This window comes from Pseudomonas sp. SYWMCR5, assembly GCF_057197165.1.
On sequence record NZ_JBXUNH010000008.1, the window covers coordinates 58497 to 75928 of the forward strand.

General features: G+C 63.4%; 17 protein-coding genes. 16 read left to right on the forward strand and 1 reads right to left on the reverse strand.

Annotated features, from left to right (window positions below):
• The first annotated feature begins 35 nt into the window (after nucleotides 1–35).
• Both AC2CGW_RS19800 and AC2CGW_RS19805 read left to right on the forward strand, forming a co-directional pair.
• On the forward strand, nucleotides 36–917 hold the full coding sequence (locus tag AC2CGW_RS19800) for an ABC transporter permease subunit (protein ID WP_172964842.1): 882 nt from the start codon (nucleotides 36–38) through the stop codon (nucleotides 915–917).
• Nucleotides 914–1807, forward strand: a complete 894-nt coding sequence (locus AC2CGW_RS19805) for an ABC transporter permease subunit (protein ID WP_186665480.1) — start codon at nucleotides 914–916, stop codon at nucleotides 1805–1807. The genes AC2CGW_RS19800 and AC2CGW_RS19805 overlap by 4 nt, the downstream gene beginning before the upstream one ends.
• A 95-nt stretch (nucleotides 1808–1902) precedes the next feature.
• Here AC2CGW_RS19805 and AC2CGW_RS19810 read toward each other — a convergent pair whose 3' ends face one another.
• Nucleotides 1903–2358, reverse strand: coding sequence for an REP-associated tyrosine transposase (locus AC2CGW_RS19810; RefSeq protein ID WP_288376385.1), 456 nt, complete (start codon nucleotides 2356–2358; stop codon nucleotides 1903–1905).
• A 262-nt stretch (nucleotides 2359–2620) separates the two neighbouring features.
• Here AC2CGW_RS19810 and AC2CGW_RS19815 point away from each other — a divergent pair, with 262 nt between their 5' ends.
• The 14 genes from AC2CGW_RS19815 to AC2CGW_RS19880 all read left to right on the forward strand — a co-directional run bounded on the left by AC2CGW_RS19815 (nucleotide 2621) and on the right by AC2CGW_RS19880 (nucleotide 17165).
• On the forward strand, nucleotides 2621–3709 hold the full coding sequence (locus AC2CGW_RS19815; protein ID WP_186665484.1) for an efflux RND transporter periplasmic adaptor subunit: 1089 nt from the start codon (nucleotides 2621–2623) through the stop codon (nucleotides 3707–3709).
• A complete protein-coding gene (locus tag AC2CGW_RS19820) occupies nucleotides 3706–4773 on the forward strand; it encodes an efflux RND transporter periplasmic adaptor subunit (RefSeq protein ID WP_186665486.1) in 1068 nt (355 codons plus the stop codon). Before AC2CGW_RS19815 ends, AC2CGW_RS19820 begins: the two co-directional genes overlap by 4 nt.
• Entirely contained in the window at nucleotides 4770–7820 is a 3051-nt protein-coding gene (locus AC2CGW_RS19825) for an efflux RND transporter permease subunit (RefSeq protein ID WP_426352263.1), read from the forward strand. The genes AC2CGW_RS19820 and AC2CGW_RS19825 overlap by 4 nt, the downstream gene beginning before the upstream one ends.
• 231 nt (nucleotides 7821–8051) lie before the next feature.
• On the forward strand, nucleotides 8052–8234 hold the full coding sequence (gene oscA / locus AC2CGW_RS19830) for a sulfur starvation response protein OscA (RefSeq protein WP_016489716.1): 183 nt from the start codon (nucleotides 8052–8054) through the stop codon (nucleotides 8232–8234).
• A gap of 44 nt (nucleotides 8235–8278) precedes the next feature.
• A complete protein-coding gene (locus AC2CGW_RS19835) occupies nucleotides 8279–9286 on the forward strand; it encodes a sulfate ABC transporter substrate-binding protein (protein WP_426352067.1) in 1008 nt (335 codons plus the stop codon).
• Between the two features lie 102 nt (nucleotides 9287–9388).
• A complete protein-coding gene (gene cysT, locus AC2CGW_RS19840; RefSeq protein WP_186665492.1) occupies nucleotides 9389–10207 on the forward strand; it encodes a sulfate ABC transporter permease subunit CysT in 819 nt (272 codons plus the stop codon).
• A gap of 13 nt (nucleotides 10208–10220) precedes the next feature.
• Nucleotides 10221–11093: a sulfate ABC transporter permease subunit CysW gene (cysW, locus tag AC2CGW_RS19845; RefSeq protein WP_112899462.1), complete on the forward strand. Its 873-nt coding sequence runs from the start codon at nucleotides 10221–10223 to the stop codon at nucleotides 11091–11093.
• A gap of 3 nt (nucleotides 11094–11096) precedes the next feature.
• The gene (locus AC2CGW_RS19850; protein WP_054891101.1) at nucleotides 11097–12086 is read left to right on the forward strand and encodes a sulfate/molybdate ABC transporter ATP-binding protein; all 990 of its coding nucleotides are present in this window, start codon (nucleotides 11097–11099) and stop codon (nucleotides 12084–12086) included.
• A gap of 329 nt (nucleotides 12087–12415) precedes the next feature.
• Nucleotides 12416–13201, forward strand: coding sequence for an energy transducer TonB (locus tag AC2CGW_RS19855; RefSeq protein ID WP_426352066.1), 786 nt, complete (start codon nucleotides 12416–12418; stop codon nucleotides 13199–13201).
• A gap of 36 nt (nucleotides 13202–13237) precedes the next feature.
• Nucleotides 13238–13960 (forward strand): MotA/TolQ/ExbB proton channel family protein, encoded by a 723-nt coding sequence (locus AC2CGW_RS19860; protein WP_186665497.1) that lies wholly within the window; start codon nucleotides 13238–13240, stop codon nucleotides 13958–13960.
• 1 nt (nucleotide 13961) lies between these two features.
• Nucleotides 13962–14363, forward strand: a complete 402-nt coding sequence (locus AC2CGW_RS19865; protein ID WP_054891104.1) for an ExbD/TolR family protein — start codon at nucleotides 13962–13964, stop codon at nucleotides 14361–14363.
• Between the two features lie 238 nt (nucleotides 14364–14601).
• Nucleotides 14602–15183, forward strand: coding sequence for an alpha/beta hydrolase (locus AC2CGW_RS19870; protein ID WP_426352065.1), 582 nt, complete (start codon nucleotides 14602–14604; stop codon nucleotides 15181–15183).
• A gap of 62 nt (nucleotides 15184–15245) precedes the next feature.
• Nucleotides 15246–16193, forward strand: coding sequence for a sigma 54-interacting transcriptional regulator (locus tag AC2CGW_RS19875; RefSeq protein WP_426352064.1), 948 nt, complete (start codon nucleotides 15246–15248; stop codon nucleotides 16191–16193).
• Nucleotides 16194–16379: 186 nt separating this feature from the next.
• Nucleotides 16380–17165 (forward strand): MetQ/NlpA family ABC transporter substrate-binding protein, encoded by a 786-nt coding sequence (locus AC2CGW_RS19880; protein WP_186665505.1) that lies wholly within the window; start codon nucleotides 16380–16382, stop codon nucleotides 17163–17165.
• Nucleotides 17166–17432: the final 267 nt, after the last annotated feature.

Consider the following 17432-nt stretch of genomic DNA (forward strand, 5'->3'; position numbering starts at 1 on the left):
AACCGCGAAAGCTCAAACGAGCCCTCCAGCGCATCATCCCCGAGGGACGCCATCTGGTGATCGGCGTGCCGTTCATCTGGCTGTTCCTGTTCTTCATGCTGCCGTTCTTCATCGTGCTGAAGATCAGCTTCGCCGAAGCCGACGTGGCGATCCCGCCTTACACGGAGATCTACACCTACGTCGAGGACAAGATCCAACTGGTGCTGAACCTGGCCAACTACGGCCTGCTCACCGAAGATGACCTGTACATCTCGGCCTACCTGGGCTCGCTCAAGGTCGCCTTCTTCAGCACCCTGCTGTGCCTGCTGATCGGCTACCCGATGGCCTACGCCATCTCCAAGGCCGAGAAAGAGATGCAGACGGTCCTGTTGCTGCTGATCATGATGCCGACCTGGACCGCGATCCTGATCCGCGTCTATGCCTGGATGGGCATCCTCAGCAACAACGGGCTGCTCAACAGCTTCCTGCTGTGGACCGGGCTGATCGACCAGCCGCTGCAGATCCTCAACACCAACCTGGCGGTGTATATCGGCGTGGTCTATTCGTACCTGCCATTCATGATCCTGCCGCTGTACGCGAACCTGGTGAAGCATGACCAGAGCCTGCTGGAAGCCGCGAGCGACCTGGGCTCGAGCACCTTCAACAGCTTCTGGAAGATCACCGTGCCGCTGTCGAAGAACGGCATCATCGCTGGTTGCATGCTGGTGTTCATCCCGGTGGTGGGCGAGTTCGTGATCCCTGAACTGCTCGGCGGTCCGGAAACCCTGATGATCGGTAAGGTGCTGTGGCAGGAATTCTTCAACAACCGTGACTGGCCGGTGGCATCCGCGCTGGCAGTGGTGATGCTGGCGATCCTGATCGTGCCGATCCTGCTGTTCAACCGCAGCCAGGCCAAAGAGATGGAGGGTCGGGCATGAAGCGCTTCAGTTTCTCCAAGCTGATGCTGGTGCTCGGCTTGCTGTTCATCTACCTGCCGATGCTGATCCTGGTGATCTACTCGTTCAACGCCTCGAAGCTGGTGACGGTGTGGGGCGGCTGGTCGGTGAAGTGGTACGTCGGCCTGCTCGACAACACCCAGCTGATGGGTTCGGTGATGCGCTCGCTGGAGATCGCCTGCTATACGGCGGTGGCTGCGGTCGCGCTGGGCACCCTGGCGGCCTTCGTGCTGACCCGGGTCACCCGCTTCAAGGGCCGCACGCTGTTCGGTGGCCTGGTCACCGCGCCGCTGGTGATGCCCGAGGTGATCACCGGTCTGTCGCTGTTGCTGCTGTTCGTGGCCATGGCGCAGATGATCGGCTGGCCGCAGGAGCGTGGCGTCGTCACCATCTGGATCGCCCACACCACCTTCTGTGCCGCGTATGTGGCGGTGGTGGTGTCGGCTCGCCTGCGCGAGCTGGACCTGTCGATCGAGGAAGCGGCGATGGACCTGGGTGCCAAGCCGTGGAAGGTGTTCTTCCTGATCACCATCCCGATGATCGCGCCTTCTCTGGCAGCAGGCGGCATGATGTCGTTCGCCCTGTCGCTGGATGACCTGGTGCTGGCCAGCTTCGTGTCCGGCCCTGGCTCGACCACCTTGCCGATGGAAGTGTTCTCGGCCGTGCGCCTGGGCGTTAAGCCTGAGATCAACGCCGTGGCCAGCCTGATCCTGCTGTCGGTGTCGTTGGTGACCTTCCTGGTCTGGTACTTCAGCCGCCGCGCCGAAGAGCGCCGCCGCCGGGCGATCCAGCAGGCCATCGAGGAAGGTGCTGCAGCGAACGTCGGGCAGCCGCAGGTGCGGCGTCCGGCTCCGGCTGCTGCGTCGGCCTGACGGCCCTTTCGCGGGCAAGCCCGCTCCCACAAGGATGGTGCAACGTGCACTGAACCTGTAGGAGCGGGCTTGCCCGCGAAGGCTTCACCACCGATTCAAAGCCAGACCGCATCCCAATGCGGATACTCCCGCACACTGCTGACCAGCCCTGCTCTCAGTGGATTGGCGATGATGTATCTGGCTGCCTGCACCACTTCCTCCTCCTTGCGCAAAGCGGCATCGTGATACCCCGGTTGCCAGACGGGTACATGCCTCACTCCGGCCTTGCGCAGGGTGATGGCGCTGCGCGACTTGAACCTGCGCATCAAACTCCCAAGCGTCACCCCCCTCAACTCGATCAACCAGTGCAGATGGTCCGGCATCAGCACCCAGGCCAGCGTGCGGCTGGCGTTTTCCTGATCTGACAGGCGTAGCTGTTTCACCACCAGCCGGGCGCTGCGCAGGTCGTGGAACAGGGGTTGTCGTTCGTGGGTGACAGTGGTCAGCAGGTAGCACCTGCCAGGCTCTGAGCAGCGGCCGCGGCGCAGGCGGGGAGAGTGGGCCAGGAGCATCGAATTTCCTCCATGAAATTGACCTTTGGAGGTTAGCGGTGCTGGTCCTCCCTTGGCGCCAGTCATGGTTTCCGGATTTTGCGGTGGCCTCTTCGCGGGCAAGCCCGCTCCTACAGGCACCACAACTCTCTGTAGGAGCGGGCTTGCCCGCGAAAAGGCCACCGCCAATCCAAAGCCGACCCCACCAGTACCGATTATTGAACCCTGAACTACGCTGACAGTCGCATCCCACGAATCATTTGCGCGCAAGCAAGGAGCCTGCATGACGTTTACGCGTCCGCTGTTGGTCGTTTGCCTGGGGTTGTTGGCAGTGTTGTCAGGCTGCAAGGAACAGGCGTCCAGCCCTGAACTGCCACGCGTCGGCGTGGCACGGGTCGAACCTACCGATTTCGCCGCCAACGTCACCCTTACCGGTGATGTGCAGGCGCGCGTACAGACCGACCTTTCATTTCGCGTGGGCGGCAAGATCATCGCCCGCAGCGTCGATGTGGGCGATCACGTCAAGGCCAACCAGGTGCTGGCGCGCCTGGACCCGAAAGACCTGCAGAACAATGTCGACTCGGCCAAGGCCGAGGTATTCGCCGAGCAGGCGAGGGTCACCCAGACCCGCGCCGCCTTCGTGCGTCAGCAGAAACTGTTGCCCAAGGGCTACACCAGCCAGAGTGAATACGACTCGGCTGAAGCTGCCCTGCGCAGCAGCCAGAGCGCGCTCAAGGCGGCCCAGGCACAACTGGCCAATGCCCGCGAGCAATTGAGCTACACCGACCTGGTGTCCGAGGCGGACGGCGTGATCACCGCGCGCCAGGCCGAGGTCGGCCAGGTGGTGCAGGCGACCATGCCGATTTTCAGCCTGGCCACCGACGGCGATCGTGATGCCGTCTTCAACGTCTATGAGTCGCTGCTGGTGTCGCCACCCAGTGACGAGGGGGTGATCGTCCGGCTTGTGGATAACCCCAAGGTGCAGGCCGAAGGACGGGTTCGCGAAATCACTCCGACGGTGTCTGCCGAGAGCGGTACGGTGCAGGTCAAGGTGGCGCTGCGTAACGTGCCGGCTGCCATGCAGTTGGGCTCGCCGGTAACCGCCACGGCTCACGCACAGGGACGCCCAAGCATCGAATTGCCCTGGTCGGCGCTGACCAAGGCGCTGCATGAGCCGGCGGTGTGGGTGGTGGGCGAGGGCGACAAGGTCGAACTGCGCAAGGTTCAGGTGGCGCGTTACCTCACCGGGCGCATCGTCATCAGTGACGGCGTGAAAAGCGGCGAAACCGTTGTGGTCAGTGGCGGCCAGTTGCTGCATCCGGGCATGCAGGTGCAGAAAGTCGACGCCAAGAGCCCCGGAGGTGAGCCATGAAGCCCTTGCTGGTGTTACTTGCCGCAGCAGCCCTGCTGCCCGGTTGCAAGGGTGATGAGCCGGCGCCCGAGCCCGTACGGCCGGTGCTCTCGACCCTGGTCGAGCCGCAGACGCAGTCGCAGCTCGGTCGTTTTGCCGGCACCATCCAGGCCCGCTTTGAAAGCACCCTGGGCTTCCGAGTGTCCGGGCGCATTGCGCGGCGCTGGGTGGACGTGGGCGCGCAGGTGAAACCGGGCGACACCCTGGCCACTCTCGATCCCACCGACCAACAGAACCAGCTGCGCGCCGCCGAAGGCGACCTGGCGCGAGTCCAGGCGCAATGGATCAACGCCCAGGCCAATGCCCGTCGCCAGCAGCAGTTGTATGACCGCGGCGTCGGCGCCCAGGCCCAGCTGGACATTGCCCAGACCGACCTGAAGACCACCGGCGCCTCGCTCGAACAGGCGCGTTCGGCGCTCAGCCAGGCACGCGACCAGCTCGGCTACAGCACGCTCAAGGCCGACCATGGCGCCGTGGTCACGGCCTGGCGCGCCGAAGCCGGGCAGACGGTCAGTGCCGGCCAGGAAGTGGTCACGCTGGCGCGCCCGGACGTCAAGGAGGCGGTGATTGATCTGCCGATCCCAGTCGCCGAGCAGTTGACCCCGTCGCTGGTGTTCACCGTGGCATCGCAACTGGAGCCGGCCATCAGCACCACCGCCACGCTGCGCGAGCTTGAGCCGCAGGCCGATGCCGCCACCCGCACCCGACGTGCGCGGCTAAGCCTGGCCAGTACGCCGCAGGCGTTCCACCTCGGCACCGCCATCAGCGTCACGCTCAGCTCGGCGATCGCGCCGCGCACCGAGCTGCCGGCTACCGCCCTGCTGGAGCGAGACGGCAAGACCCAGGTCTGGGTGGTCGATCCGCAGCACAAGACCGTGGCCACCCGTGAGGTCACACTCGTGGAGCGCAGCGAACGGCGCGTCGTGCTGGGCGCCGGTGTGCAGCCGGGCGAACGGGTGGTGACGGCGGGTGTGAACAGCCTGAAGCCGGGCCAGCAGGTCAAATTCGACGAGGACGCACGATGAAAGGAAGCTTCAACCTGTCGGACTGGGCCCTGAAGCACCAGTCCTTCGTGTGGTACCTGATGTTCGTCGCCTTGCTGATGGGCGTGTTCTCCTACATGAACCTGGGCCGGGAAGAAGACCCGTCCTTCACCATCAAGACCATGGTGATCCAGACCCGCTGGCCCGGTGCGACCCAGGACGAAACCCTGTACCAGGTGACCGACCGGATCGAGAAGAAGCTCGAGGAACTGGACTCGCTCGACTACGTCAAGAGCTACACCCGGCCCGGCGAGTCGACGGTTTTCGTCTACCTGCGCGATACCACCAGGGCCGAGGATATCCCGCAGATCTGGTACCAGGTGCGCAAGAAGATCCAGGACATCCGCGGTGAATTCCCCCAGGGCCTGCAAGGGCCGGGTTTCAACGACGAGTTCGGTGATGTGTTCGGCTCGATCTACGCCTTCACCACCGATGGCCTGGACCTGCGCCAGTTGCGCGATTACGTCGAGCAGGTGCGCGCCGAAGTGCGCGAGGTGCCGAATATCGGCAAGGTCGAAACCATCGGCGTGCAGGATGAAGTGCTGTACCTGAACTTCTCCACCCGCAAGCTGGCGGCACTGGGCATCGACCAGCGCCAGGTGATGCAGGCGCTGCAATCGCAGAATGCGGTGACTCCGGCCGGGGTGATCGAAGCCGGGCCAGAGCGCATCTCGGTGCGCACCACCGGCCAGTTCGCCTCGGAGAAGGACCTGCAGGTGGTCAACCTGAGAATCAACGACCGCTTCTTCCGCCTGGCCGACATCGCCGATATCGAGCGCGGTTTCCAGGATCCGCCCGCCCCCATGTTCCGCTACAACGGCCAGTCGGCCATCGGCCTGGCGATCGGCATGAAGAAGGGTGGCAACATCCAGGAGTTCGGCAAGGCACTGCGCGACAAGATGGACAGCATCACCGTTGAGCTACCGGTGGGTGTGGGCGTGCATACCGTGTCGAACCAGGCCGTGGTGGTCGAGGACGCCGTGGGCGGCTTCACCAGTGCGCTGTTCGAGGCGGTGATCATCGTGCTGGTGGTCAGTTTCATCAGCCTGGGCATACGCGCAGGCCTGGTGGTGGCCTGTTCGATCCCGCTGGTGCTGGCGATGGTTTTCGTGTTCATGGAGTACAGCGGCATCACCATGCAGCGCATCTCGCTGGGTGCATTGATCATCGCCCTGGGCCTGCTGGTCGACGATGCAATGATCACCGTAGAGATGATGGTCACGCGCCTGGAGATGGGCGAGAGCAAGAACGACGCGGCGACCTATGCCTATACCTCGACGGCATTCCCGATGCTCACCGGCACCTTGGTCACCGTTGCCGGCTTCGTGCCCATCGGCCTGAACGCCAGCTCTGCGGGCGAATACACCTTCACCCTGTTCGCGGTGATCGCGGTGGCGCTGCTGGTGTCGTGGGTGGTGGCGGTGTTCTTCGCGCCGGTGCTGGGCGTGCATATCCTCAGCAGCAAGGTCAAACCCCATGATGGGGAACCCGGCCGCATCGGCCGCGCCTTCGAAAGCGGCTTGCTGTGGTGCATGCGCAACCGCTGGCTGACCATCGTTGGCACCGTGGTGCTGTTCGCCCTGGCGGTGTTGAGCATGCGGTTCGTGCAGAACCAGTTCTTCCCGTCTTCGGATCGCCCGGAGATCCTGCTGGAACTGAACCTGCCGCAGAACGCGTCGATCCAGGAAACCCGCCGTGCGGTTGATCGCCTGGAAGCCACCCTCAAGGACGATCCGGACATCGACCACTGGAGCACCTATATCGGCCAGGGCGCGGTGCGTTTCTACCTTCCGCTCGACCAGCAGCTGCAGAACCCGTACTACGCGCAACTGGTCATCGTCAGCAAGGGGCTGGAGCAGCGCAACACGTTGATTCCCAAGCTGCAGGAGCGGCTGCGCAATGATTTCGTCGGCATCGGCACCAATGTGCAATCGCTGGAGATGGGCCCGCCAGTGGGGCGTCCGATCCAGTACCGGGTCAGCGGCAAGGATATCGACCAGGTGCGCAAGCACGCCATCGACCTTGCGACCTTGCTCGACCAGAACCCCAACATTGGCGAGATGATGTACGACTGGAACGAGCCCGGCAAAGTCCTGCGGGTCGAGATCGCCCAGGACAAGGCGCGCCAACTGGGCCTGTCGTCCGAAGACGTCGCCAACGTGATGAACAGCATCGTCACCGGTGCACCGGTGACCCAGGTCAACGACCAGATCTACCTGGTGGACGTGGTCGCGCGCGCCAAGGACAGTGAGCGCGGCTCGCCCGATACCCTGCAGAACCTGCAGATCGTCAGCCCCAGCGGCACCTCGATCCCCTTGCTGTCGTTCGCCACGGTGCGCTACGAGCTCGAACAGCCATTGGTTTGGCGGCGTGACCGCAAGCCGACGATCACCATAAAGGCATCGGTCAACGGCGAGATCCAGCCCACCGACCTGGTGGCCCAGCTCAAGCCGAAGATCGAAGAGTTCGCCGCTTCGCTGCCGGCCGGTTACGAAGTAGCCACCGGCGGCACCGTGGAGGAGAGCGGCAAGGCGCAGGGGCCGATTGCTCAGGTGATTCCGCTGATGCTGTTCCTGATGGCGACCTTCCTGATGATCCAGTTGCACAGCGTGCAGAAGCTGTTCCTGGTGGTCAGCGTCGCGCCGCTGGGGCTGATCGGCGTGGTGCTGGCGCTGGTGCCGACGGGAACGCCCATGGGCTTTGTTGCGATCCTCGGGATTCTTGCGCTGATCGGCATCATCATCCGCAACTCGGTGATCCTGGTGACCCAGATCGACGAATTCGAGGCCCAGGGCTACTCACCTTGGGACGCGGTGGTCGAGGCTACCAACCATCGGCGTCGGCCGATCCTGCTCACGGCCGCAGCGGCCAGCCTGGGGATGATCCCCATCGCCCGCGAGGTGTTCTGGGGCCCGATGGCCTACGCCATGATCGGCGGGATCATCAGCGCAACGCTGCTGACCTTGCTGTTCCTGCCGGCGCTGTACGTGGCCTGGTACAAGATCCGCGAGCCGCAGGCGCATAACTGAAGCTTCAACTTCCTGTAGGAGCGGGCTTGCCCGCGAATGCAACAGTGGCCGCACCACAGCATTCGCGTGCAAGCCCGCTCCCACAGTCACCCGCTTACCTGCTCAGAAATTCAGTTATATAAACATTCTTAAACAGTATTTTTAAGAATATCCCGCCCTCACTAAGATTGCCCTCAAGCCAGGCGCAATCCCCTTCTTCTGCCCGGCACCCTTACTCAATGGAGAACGAGCATGAGTGCATCTCTGCGTAGCATCGACGGTCAGGACGAAGCCACCATTCTGCGTGAAATCCAGAGCGCGCTGCGCGACCTGCGCTTCGGTGCAGTGGAGATCACCGTGCACAACGCTCAGGTCGTGCAGATCGAGCGCAAGGAGAAATTCCGCCTGCAGCAGCCCGGCAACAAGTCCGGCTGATCCGACACATCCAACTAGAAAAAATGCCAATCGGGAGCTTCACCATGTCCATCCGCCGTTATGCGCTCGCCGCTCTGGCCAGTGCCGTTTTTGCCGGTTCCGCCATCGCCAAGGATTACGAACTGCTCAACGTGTCCTATGACCCGACCCGTGAGCTGTACCAGCAGTACAACGCCGAATTCATCAAGCACTGGCAGCAGGCGCACCCGGACGACAAGGTGAAGATCCAGCAATCCCACGGTGGCTCGGGCAAGCAGGGCCGCGCGGTGATCGACGGCCTGCGCGCCGACGTGGTGACCCTGGCCCTGGCTGGCGATATCGACGAAGTCGCCAAGCTCGGCAAGACCCTGCCGGAGAACTGGCAGACCCGTCTGCCGGATGCCAGCACCCCCTACACCTCGACCATCGTGTTCCTGGTGCGCAAGGGCAACCCGAAAGGCATCAAGGACTGGGGTGACCTGGTCAAGAAAGACGTCTCGGTCATCACCCCCAACCCGAAAACCTCCGGCGGCGCCCGCTGGAACTTCCTCGCCGCCTGGGCCTATGGCCTGAAATCCGGTGGCAGCGAAGCCAAAGCCAAAGAGTACGTGCAGGAGCTGTTCAAGCACGTACCGGTGCTGGACACCGGCGCACGCGGCTCGACCATCACCTTCGTCAACAACGGCCAGGGCGACGTCCTGCTGGCCTGGGAAAACGAAGCCTTCCTGGCGCTGAAGGAAGACGGCGGCAGCGACAAGTTCGAGATCGTCGTGCCTTCGCTGTCGATCCTCGCCGAGCCGCCAGTGGCGGTGGTCGACAAGAACGCCGAGAAGAAGGGCAACACCGAGATCGCCACCGAATACCTGAAATACCTGTACAGCCCTGCTGGCCAGAAGATCGCTGCAGAAAACTTCTATCGTCCGCGTGACGAGAAAGTCGCCGCCGAATTCGCCAAGCAGTTCCCGAAACTTGACCTGGTGACTATCGACAAGGACTTCGGTGGCTGGAAAACTGCGCAGCCGAAGTTCTTCAACGACGGCGGTGTGTTCGACCAGATCTACCAGGCGCAGTAAAGGCCAAGGAAAAAGCGGGGCCGCAAAGCAGCCCCAGGATTTCAGAAGTTTGCACCGGCCCGGAATCTGTTCCGGGCCAAGTGCGTTCAACCAGGGATATTTATGTCACGTCGCATCTCCCCCGTCATACCCGGCTTCGGGCTGACGCTGGGCTACACCTTGGTGTATCTCAGCCTGATCGTGCTGATACCGCTGGCGGCCATGTTCATTCATGCCTCGCAGCTGACCTGGGAGCAGTTCTGGAACATCATCAGTGCACCGCGGGTCATCGCGGCGCTCAAGCTGAGTTTCGGTACCGCCCTGTTCGCCGCCATCATCAATGGCGTGATCGGCACCCTGCTGGCCTGGGTGCTGGTGCGTTACACCTTCCCCGGGCGCAAGATCATCGATGCGATGATCGACCTGCCGTTCGCCCTGCCCACCGCCGTCGCCGGTATCGCCCTGACTGCCCTGTACGCGCCTGCGGGCTGGGTCGGCCAGTTCGCCACCGACCTGGGCTTCAAGATCGCCTACACCCCGTTGGGCATCACCCTGGCCCTGACCTTCGTCACGCTGCCGTTCGTGGTGCGTACGGTGCAGCCAGTGCTGGCGGACATCCCGCGTGAGGTCGAGGAGGCCGCCGCCTGCCTGGGTGCCAAGCCGTTGCAGGTGTTCCGCCATGTGCTGGCGCCGGCACTGCTGCCGGCCTGGCTGACCGGTTTCGCCCTGGCATTCGCCCGGGGTGTGGGCGAGTACGGTTCGGTGATCTTCATCGCCGGCAACATGCCGATGAAGACCGAGATCCTGCCGCTGCTGATCATGGTCAAGCTCGACCAGTACGACTACACCGGCGCCACCGCCATCGGCGTGCTGATGCTGGTGGTTTCCTTCATTCTGCTGCTGCTGATCAACCTGCTTCAGCGGCGCATCGAAACCCCTTGAAGGAGGCCCGGTCATGTCTTCGTCATCCATAACTGCAAGCTCCGCCGCCAATGCCGCCCGCCGCGGCAGCGCCACCTCGCGCCGTGTACTGATCGGCCTTGGCTGGCTGGTGTTCGCGCTGTTCCTGCTGCTGCCGCTGGTGATCGTGGTGTCCCAGGCGCTGAAGAATGGCTTCGGCACCTTCTTCGAGGCGATCTTCGAGCCTGACGCGCTTTCGGCGCTCAAGTTGACGCTGCTTGCGGTGGTCATCTCGGTGCCGCTGAACCTGGTGTTCGGCGTCAGCGCTGCCTGGTGCGTGAGCAAGTACAGCTTCCGTGGCAAGAGCGTGCTGGTCACCCTGATCGACCTGCCGTTCTCGGTCTCGCCGGTGATCGCTGGCCTGGTCTATGTGCTGATGTTCGGCGCCCAGGGCCTGCTCGGCCCCTGGCTGCAGGACCACGATATCCAGATCGTCTTCGCCCTGCCGGGCATCGTGCTGGCGACCATTTTCGTCACCGTGCCCTTCGTCGCCCGTGAGCTGATCCCGCTGATGCAGGAGCAGGGCACGCAAGAGGAAGAGGCCGCGCGCCTGCTGGGCGCCAACGGCTGGCAGATGTTCTGGCATGTCACCCTGCCGAACATCAAGTGGGGCCTGATCTACGGCGTGGTGCTGTGTACCGCGCGGGCCATGGGCGAGTTCGGTGCGGTGTCGGTGGTCTCCGGCCATATCCGCGGCGTCACCAACACCTTGCCGCTGCACGTGGAGATCCTCTACAACGAGTACAACCATGTCGCGGCCTTCAGCGTGGCCAGCCTGTTGCTGATCCTGGCGCTCTTCATCCTGCTGCTCAAGCAGTGGAGCGAGAACCGTATTAACCGCCTGCGCCATAGCGCAGCGGAGGAATGAGTCATGTCGATCGAAGTTCGTAACGTCAGCAAGCGCTTCAACAGTTTCCAGGCCCTGAACAACATCAACCTGGATATCCACAGCGGTGAGCTGGTCGCGCTGCTCGGCCCCTCCGGCTGCGGCAAGACCACCCTGCTGCGCATCATCGCCGGCCTCGAGACGCCGGATGACGGCAGCATCGTGTTCCACGGCGAGGATGTCTCGGGCCACGATGTGCGCGATCGCAACGTCGGGTTCGTGTTCCAGCACTATGCGCTGTTCCGCCACATGAGCGTGTTCGACAACGTCGCCTTCGGCTTGCGCATGAAGCCCAAGGGCGAACGCCCGAGCGAGAGCAAGATCGCCGAAAAGGTCCATGAGCTGCTGAACATGGTTCAGCTCGACTGGCTCGCCGACCGCTACCCCGAGCAGTTGTCGGGTGGCCAGCGCCAGCGCATCGCCCTGGCCCGCGCCCTGGCGGTGGAGCCGAAGGTGCTGCTGCTCGACGAGCCGTTCGGCGCCCTCGATGCCAAGGTGCGCAAGGAGCTGCGCCGCTGGCTGGCGCGGTTGCACGAGGATATCAACCTGACCTCGGTGTTCGTCACCCACGATCAGGAAGAGGCGATGGAAGTGGCCGACCGCATCGTGGTGATGAACAAGGGCGTGATCGAACAGATCGGCTCGCCGGGCGAGGTGTACGAGAAACCGGCCAACGACTTCGTCTACCACTTCCTCGGCGACTCCAACCGCCTGGCCTTGAGCGAGGGCAACCATGTGCTGTTCCGCCCTCACGAGGTGTCGCTGTCGCGCCATGAGACCGAGGGCCATCACGCTGCCGAAGTCCGCGACATTCGTCCGCTGGGCGCGACCACCCGGGTGACCCTGAAGGTCGAGGGGCAGAGCGAGCTGATCGAGGCCGAAGTGGTCAAGGATCATGACAGCCTGACCGGCCTTGCGCGCGGCGAGACCCTGTTCTTCCGGCCGAAGGTCTGGCAGAAGGTCGCCGATATCTGACGCTTGTGCAGATGTTGAAAAACCCGGGTTCGTAGCCCGGGTTTTTTTATGCCTGGACGAAGGGTGGGGTGGCGATGTGGCCCTTAGCCCGCCGTTTTCCATACCTTGCACGAATATTTTGCATGCCGACCGTGCATTACTTTCCGTCCTCACCGCTACAGCCCTTGCGCCACGCGGCTTTGCGGGAACCCTGAAAATCTTATATTCGATTTTTGTATAGCTTTAATTTTAAACATTACTTTCAGAGATAAGCCTCTAAAACGGATGATTCAGCCACGAGGACCGGCCAAGGTCCGAAGACCTGCATCACGTTTCCAGGAGTCGATTCAATGGGTAATGTCCAGACGGCCGCGAGGGCCTACGACCAGCCATGGCGCCCGGCCCAGGGCGACCTGGTCGAGCTTGGACGCACGCTTCGCCTGCCGCTGGCGCAGCTGCGCCTGCAACGCACGCCGGTCAGTGGTCTCAAGCGTCGCGACAAGCTGGCGCTGGGGTTGCTGGTGCTGGTGCTGCATGGCGCTGCGGCCTACTGGGTCAGCCAACGACCAACCCCCGAGCTGCCGGTGATTGCGCCAGAGATTCCGCCGATGACCATCGAGTTCGCCGCTCCGGCGCCGCCGGTCGTCGAGCCGCCACCGCCTGTGCCTGTGGTCGAGCCACCACCGCCACCACCACCGGTGGTCGATGAGCTGGCCGCCAAGCCTGTGCCGAAACCTGTGCCCAAACCAAAACCTGTGCCCAAGCCCGTACCCAAGCCGCAGCCCAAGCCGGTCGAGGCGCCGCCACCGGTGCCGACGCCCGCGCCTGCACCTGCACCACCAGCACCGGCACCGGTCACGCCCGCTTCGGCCAATGCCGCGTACCTGAAGAACCCGGCGCCGGAATACCCGCAACTGGCCCAGCGCCGTGGATGGGAAGGCACCGTGCTGTTGCGGGTCGAGGTACTGCCCAGCGGCAAGCCGGGGCAGATCCAGATCCAGAAGACCAGCGGCCGCGATGCCCTGGACGCCGCCGCGCTGGCTGCGGTTAAGCGCTGGAGCTTCGTGCCGGCCAAGCAGGGAGACGTGGCCCAGGTGGGCTGGGTCAGTGTCCCGATCGATTTCAAGCTTCGTTAACTCGCGCCATCGAACCGAACATAGGAAGACTTCATCATGAGCCTGTTGGCATCCCCTCTCGAATCCGTTGAAAGCGCCGTCATCTGGCTGCTGGTTGGTTTTTCCGTGGTCACCTGGGCGTTGGCCCTGGTCAAGGTCGTGCAGTTCGTGCGGCTGAAGAACCAGGACAAGCGCTTCCATGCCCAGTTCTGGGCCGCTTCTAGCCTCGACTCGGCAGCCGGGATCAGCCATGAGCAGCCTGGCCCTGCCGCCCGCGTCGCCCAGGCCGGTTATGCCGCCATCGCCGTGGGCGAGCCGGGCCAGGCAGCCGACCTGAGCCATGCGATCAACCATCAGGATCGCCTCGAGCGCGCCTTGCGCCAGCAGATCGTGCGTGAGCGCCGTTCGCTGGAAACCGGCCTGGCGGTTGTCGCCAGTATTGGCAGCACCTCGCCGTTCATCGGTCTGTTCGGCACCGTGTGGGGCATCATGGAAGCGCTCAAGGGCATCAGCGCTGCCGGCTCCGCCAGCCTGGAAACCGTGGCCGGCCCGATCGGTGCGGCACTGGTCGCCACGGGCGTCGGTATCGCCGTCGCGGTCCCGGCGGTGCTGGTCTACAACTACTTCCTGCGCCGCCTCAAGCTGACCGCAGCCGACCTCGACGACTTCGCCCACGACTTCTACAGCCTGGCGCAGAAGAGTGCCTTCCGCGTCCTGGTTCACCCGACCCTGCAAAAAGCCCAGGCCGGTTTCGGCCAGCCGGTGAAGGAGGCTTCCTGACATGGCGTTCTCGACCCAGGACAGCGACGAGGTCCTCAGTGAAATCAACGTCACACCGCTGGTGGACGTCATGCTGGTGCTGCTGGTGGTGTTCATCGTCACCGCGCCCTTGCTGACCAACGCCATCCCGATCAACTTGCCCAAGACCGAAGCCGTGGCCCCAGTGGAGCAGAAAGACCCGCTGGTGGTGAGCATCGATGGCGGCGGCAAGCTGTTCATCAACAAGGACGAGATCCAGCCGGACCTGCTGGAAACCAACCTCAAGGCGGCCAGGGAAAAGGATGCGGATGTGCGTGTACAGCTGCAGGCTGACGATGGCGTCAACTACGGCGAAGTGGCGCGGGCGATGGCCGCCATCGAACGTGCCGGGATCAGCAAGCTGGCGGTGATCACCGCGCGTTGATCGGCAATACCCTCTTCAGGCAAGTGCTTCAGGGCCATTTCTCTTGGCAGGGGATGGCCTTTTTTTTATGCCCGCCCCGGGGCGCACAAACCCTGTAGGAGCGGGCTTGCCCGCGAAAAGGCCAGCCCAGACAACCAATAATTATGGTTATTAATAAATAGCTTCTTATTCCTTTACGAATATAACTGCCTCCCTATACTGGGTTCCCAAGCACGCAAACTTCCAAGGAGGCGTCCCCATGCGCAATGAGTCGATTCGTTACCTGATTGTGCCGGGCTGGCAAGGATCGCCAGACAATCATTGGCAAAGCCACTGGCAGCGCAGCCTGCCCAACAGCGCCCGGGTCGAGCAGCACGATTGGCTCACCCCGCAGCGGCGCGACTGGATACAGGCACTCGAGCAGGCGATTGCCGCCGAACGCTCGCCGGTGATCCTCATCGCCCACAGCCTGGGTTGCATCACCATCGCCCACTGGGCCGCGCAGGCCAGCCCTGCGCTGCTGCGCCAGGTGCGAGGGGCGCTGCTGGTGGCGCCCGCGGATGTCGAACGGCCGACCTGCGCGCCGGCCTTGCGCAATTTCGCGCCCATTCCCCTGCACACGCTGCCGTTTCCCAGCCAGGTGGTCAGCTCGGACAACGATCCGGCCGTCAGCGTGCCGCGTGCACTCTACCTGGCCAAGGCCTGGGGCGCGGAAGCAGGGTTGTTGAGCAATGCCGGGCACATCAACGTCAAGTCCGGTCACGAGCGCTGGGAACAGGGCTTCGCCTACCTGTACCGCCTGCAAGGCCGGATCGAGCAGCGCTCCCTGCGCCGCGCCTGACCTGGCCTTTCAACCGATTTCGCTGAACCCCTGGTCGCCTGCGTCTGGGGCGGGAGTTTTCCATGAGTTTCAACAATCCCTTCGGCCAGCCACTGCTGACGTTTCCCGAGCTGGACAAGAGCCCGCTGAGCATCCGTGCCAAGGCGCTGGTATTCGTCGATGCACGTTCGCAGCAACTGCGCGAAGCGCTCGAACGCCTGGCGCCGCAACCGCTGCCGGTGCTGATCCGTGGTGAGACCGGCACCGGCAAGGAGCTGCTGGCAAGGCAGATCCACCGTGCCAGCGATCGCGCGGGGTTGTTCGTCTCGGTCAACTGCGCGGGCATCAGCCACACCTACGCCGATGCCGAGCTGTTTGGCTACAGCGCCGGTACCCATGGCGGCACGGCCAGCAGTCGCGCAGGCTGGTTCGGTTCGGCCAATGGCGGCACCTTGTACCTGGACGAGATCGCCGACCTGCCGCTGGCCATCCAGGGCAAGCTGCTGGCGGCCCTGGAGAACCGTGAGGTCACTCGGGTCGGCGCCCAGCAGGCGCAGGCCGTGGATGTGCGTCTGGTGGCCGCCTCCAGCATCGACCTGGCCCAGGCGGTGCGTGCCGGGCGCTTCAACGAACGGCTGTACCTCTATCTGCACGAGGGCGAACTGGAATTGCCGGCACTGCGCCAGAGGGTGGGGGACATCCTGCCGCTGGCCGAATACTTCGTCGGCATCTACAGCGTGCGCCTGGAGCGCAGCGTGCCGCTGATCAGCGAAGCGGCGCAGCAAGCGCTGGAAGCCCATGCCTGGCCCGGCAACACCCGCGAGCTGGAGAACGTCATCCACTTTGCCTTGCTGGTGGCCGACGGTGATGAAATTCTCCCGCAGCACCTGGACCTGCCCGAGCGTGCGCCCCTGGCCAGTCTGGCCAGCCAGCTTGCGCAACTGGGGCGCAGCCGTGAGCCAGGCACGCGTGCCGCCTTGCGTGAGCTGCTGGAGCAAAGCCTGGCCGAGCTCAATGCATCCGCGAGCTAGAGCGGTTGTCGGTCGCTCATAAGCAAAACAGCTGATGGCTTTTTGTTTTTGGAATAAGCAGCGAATCAAAAGATATTGTTAGGGCATAAAAAATCCCGGTATCGTCCGCTCCACGCCCACTGTCGAGACGGTGTGGCACCTGACTTCGCCATCGTCGATGGCCCCAGCTTGATAACAAGGATCACCATGAAAAAGACCCTGCTGACGACTGCCCTCGCTGCTGCCCTGTCGCTGTCCGGCCTGGCTCACGCCGCCGAAAAACTGGTGGTAGCCGCCACGCCGGTGCCGCACGCCGAAATCCTCGAGCTGATCAAGCCGACCCTGGCCAAGGAAGGTGTTGACCTGCAGATCAAGGTCTTCACTGACTACGTGCAGCCGAACGTGCAGGTCGACCAGAAGCGCCTGGACGCCAACTACTTCCAGACCCTGCCGTACCTGAAGAACTTCAACGAAGGCAAGGGCACCCACCTGGAAACCGTGATCGGCGTTCACGTCGAGCCGTTCGGTGGCTACTCCAAGAAGGTCAAGAGCCTGTCGGAGCTCAAGGAAGGCGCCACCGTGGCTATCCCGAACGAGGGCAGCAACAGTGGTCGCGCCCTGCTGCTGTTGCAGAAGGCCGGCCTGATCACGCTGAAGGATCCGAAGAACGCCCTGGCGACGCCGAAAGACATCGCCGAGAACCCGAAGAAACTGAAATTCCGCGAGCTCGAGTCGGCCATGCTGCCGCGCGTGCTGGACCAGGTCGACCTGGACATGATCAACACCAATTACGCGCTGGAGGCTGGCCTGAACCCGGCCAAGGATGCGCTGGTGATCGAAGGCAGCGACTCGCCATACGTGAACTTCCTGGTCGCGCGTCCTGACAACAAGAACAGCGACGCCATCCAGAAGCTGGCCAAGGCCCTGACCAGCCCTGAAGTGAAAGCCTTCATCGAGCAGAAGTACCAGGGCGCGGTACTGCCGGCGTTCTGATTTGCCGGGTTAGCGCTTCACATGAAAACGCCGACACTGTTGTGTCGGCGTTTTTGTTTGTGCGCTGCGGTGTCCTTTTCGCATCCTCAATCCCGAGACCGTCACCGGCTCTTGTAGGAGCGGGCTTGCCCGCGAAGAAAGCACCGCAATCCCGAGCCCCGTCAACGCTGCTCGGCAAGCGCCTTGCGCAGGGCCAGCAACCACTGAAGTTGTTCGTTCGAAACAGGTGTGCTTGGGCTGTTCATCGTTGTCGTCCCTGTGGGCCTG

Coding starts and splice junctions, on each gene's coding strand:
- AC2CGW_RS19805 (WP_186665480.1), top strand. CDS start 914: ATGAAGCGCTTCAGTTTCTCCAAGCTGATGCTGGTGCTCGGCTTGCTG.
- AC2CGW_RS19810 (WP_288376385.1), bottom strand. CDS start 2,358: ATGCTCCTGGCCCACTCTCCCCGCCTGCGCCGCGGCCGCTGCTCAGAG.
- AC2CGW_RS19815 (WP_186665484.1), top strand. CDS start 2,621: ATGACGTTTACGCGTCCGCTGTTGGTCGTTTGCCTGGGGTTGTTGGCA.
- AC2CGW_RS19820 (WP_186665486.1), top strand. CDS start 3,706: ATGAAGCCCTTGCTGGTGTTACTTGCCGCAGCAGCCCTGCTGCCCGGT.
- AC2CGW_RS19825 (WP_426352263.1), top strand. CDS start 4,770: ATGAAAGGAAGCTTCAACCTGTCGGACTGGGCCCTGAAGCACCAGTCC.
- oscA (WP_016489716.1), top strand. CDS start 8,052: ATGAGTGCATCTCTGCGTAGCATCGACGGTCAGGACGAAGCCACCATT.
- AC2CGW_RS19835 (WP_426352067.1), top strand. CDS start 8,279: ATGTCCATCCGCCGTTATGCGCTCGCCGCTCTGGCCAGTGCCGTTTTT.
- cysT (WP_186665492.1), top strand. CDS start 9,389: ATGTCACGTCGCATCTCCCCCGTCATACCCGGCTTCGGGCTGACGCTG.
- cysW (WP_112899462.1), top strand. CDS start 10,221: ATGTCTTCGTCATCCATAACTGCAAGCTCCGCCGCCAATGCCGCCCGC.
- AC2CGW_RS19850 (WP_054891101.1), top strand. CDS start 11,097: ATGTCGATCGAAGTTCGTAACGTCAGCAAGCGCTTCAACAGTTTCCAG.
- AC2CGW_RS19855 (WP_426352066.1), top strand. CDS start 12,416: ATGGGTAATGTCCAGACGGCCGCGAGGGCCTACGACCAGCCATGGCGC.
- AC2CGW_RS19860 (WP_186665497.1), top strand. CDS start 13,238: ATGAGCCTGTTGGCATCCCCTCTCGAATCCGTTGAAAGCGCCGTCATC.
- AC2CGW_RS19865 (WP_054891104.1), top strand. CDS start 13,962: ATGGCGTTCTCGACCCAGGACAGCGACGAGGTCCTCAGTGAAATCAAC.
- AC2CGW_RS19870 (WP_426352065.1), top strand. CDS start 14,602: ATGCGCAATGAGTCGATTCGTTACCTGATTGTGCCGGGCTGGCAAGGA.
- AC2CGW_RS19875 (WP_426352064.1), top strand. CDS start 15,246: ATGAGTTTCAACAATCCCTTCGGCCAGCCACTGCTGACGTTTCCCGAG.
- AC2CGW_RS19880 (WP_186665505.1), top strand. CDS start 16,380: ATGAAAAAGACCCTGCTGACGACTGCCCTCGCTGCTGCCCTGTCGCTG.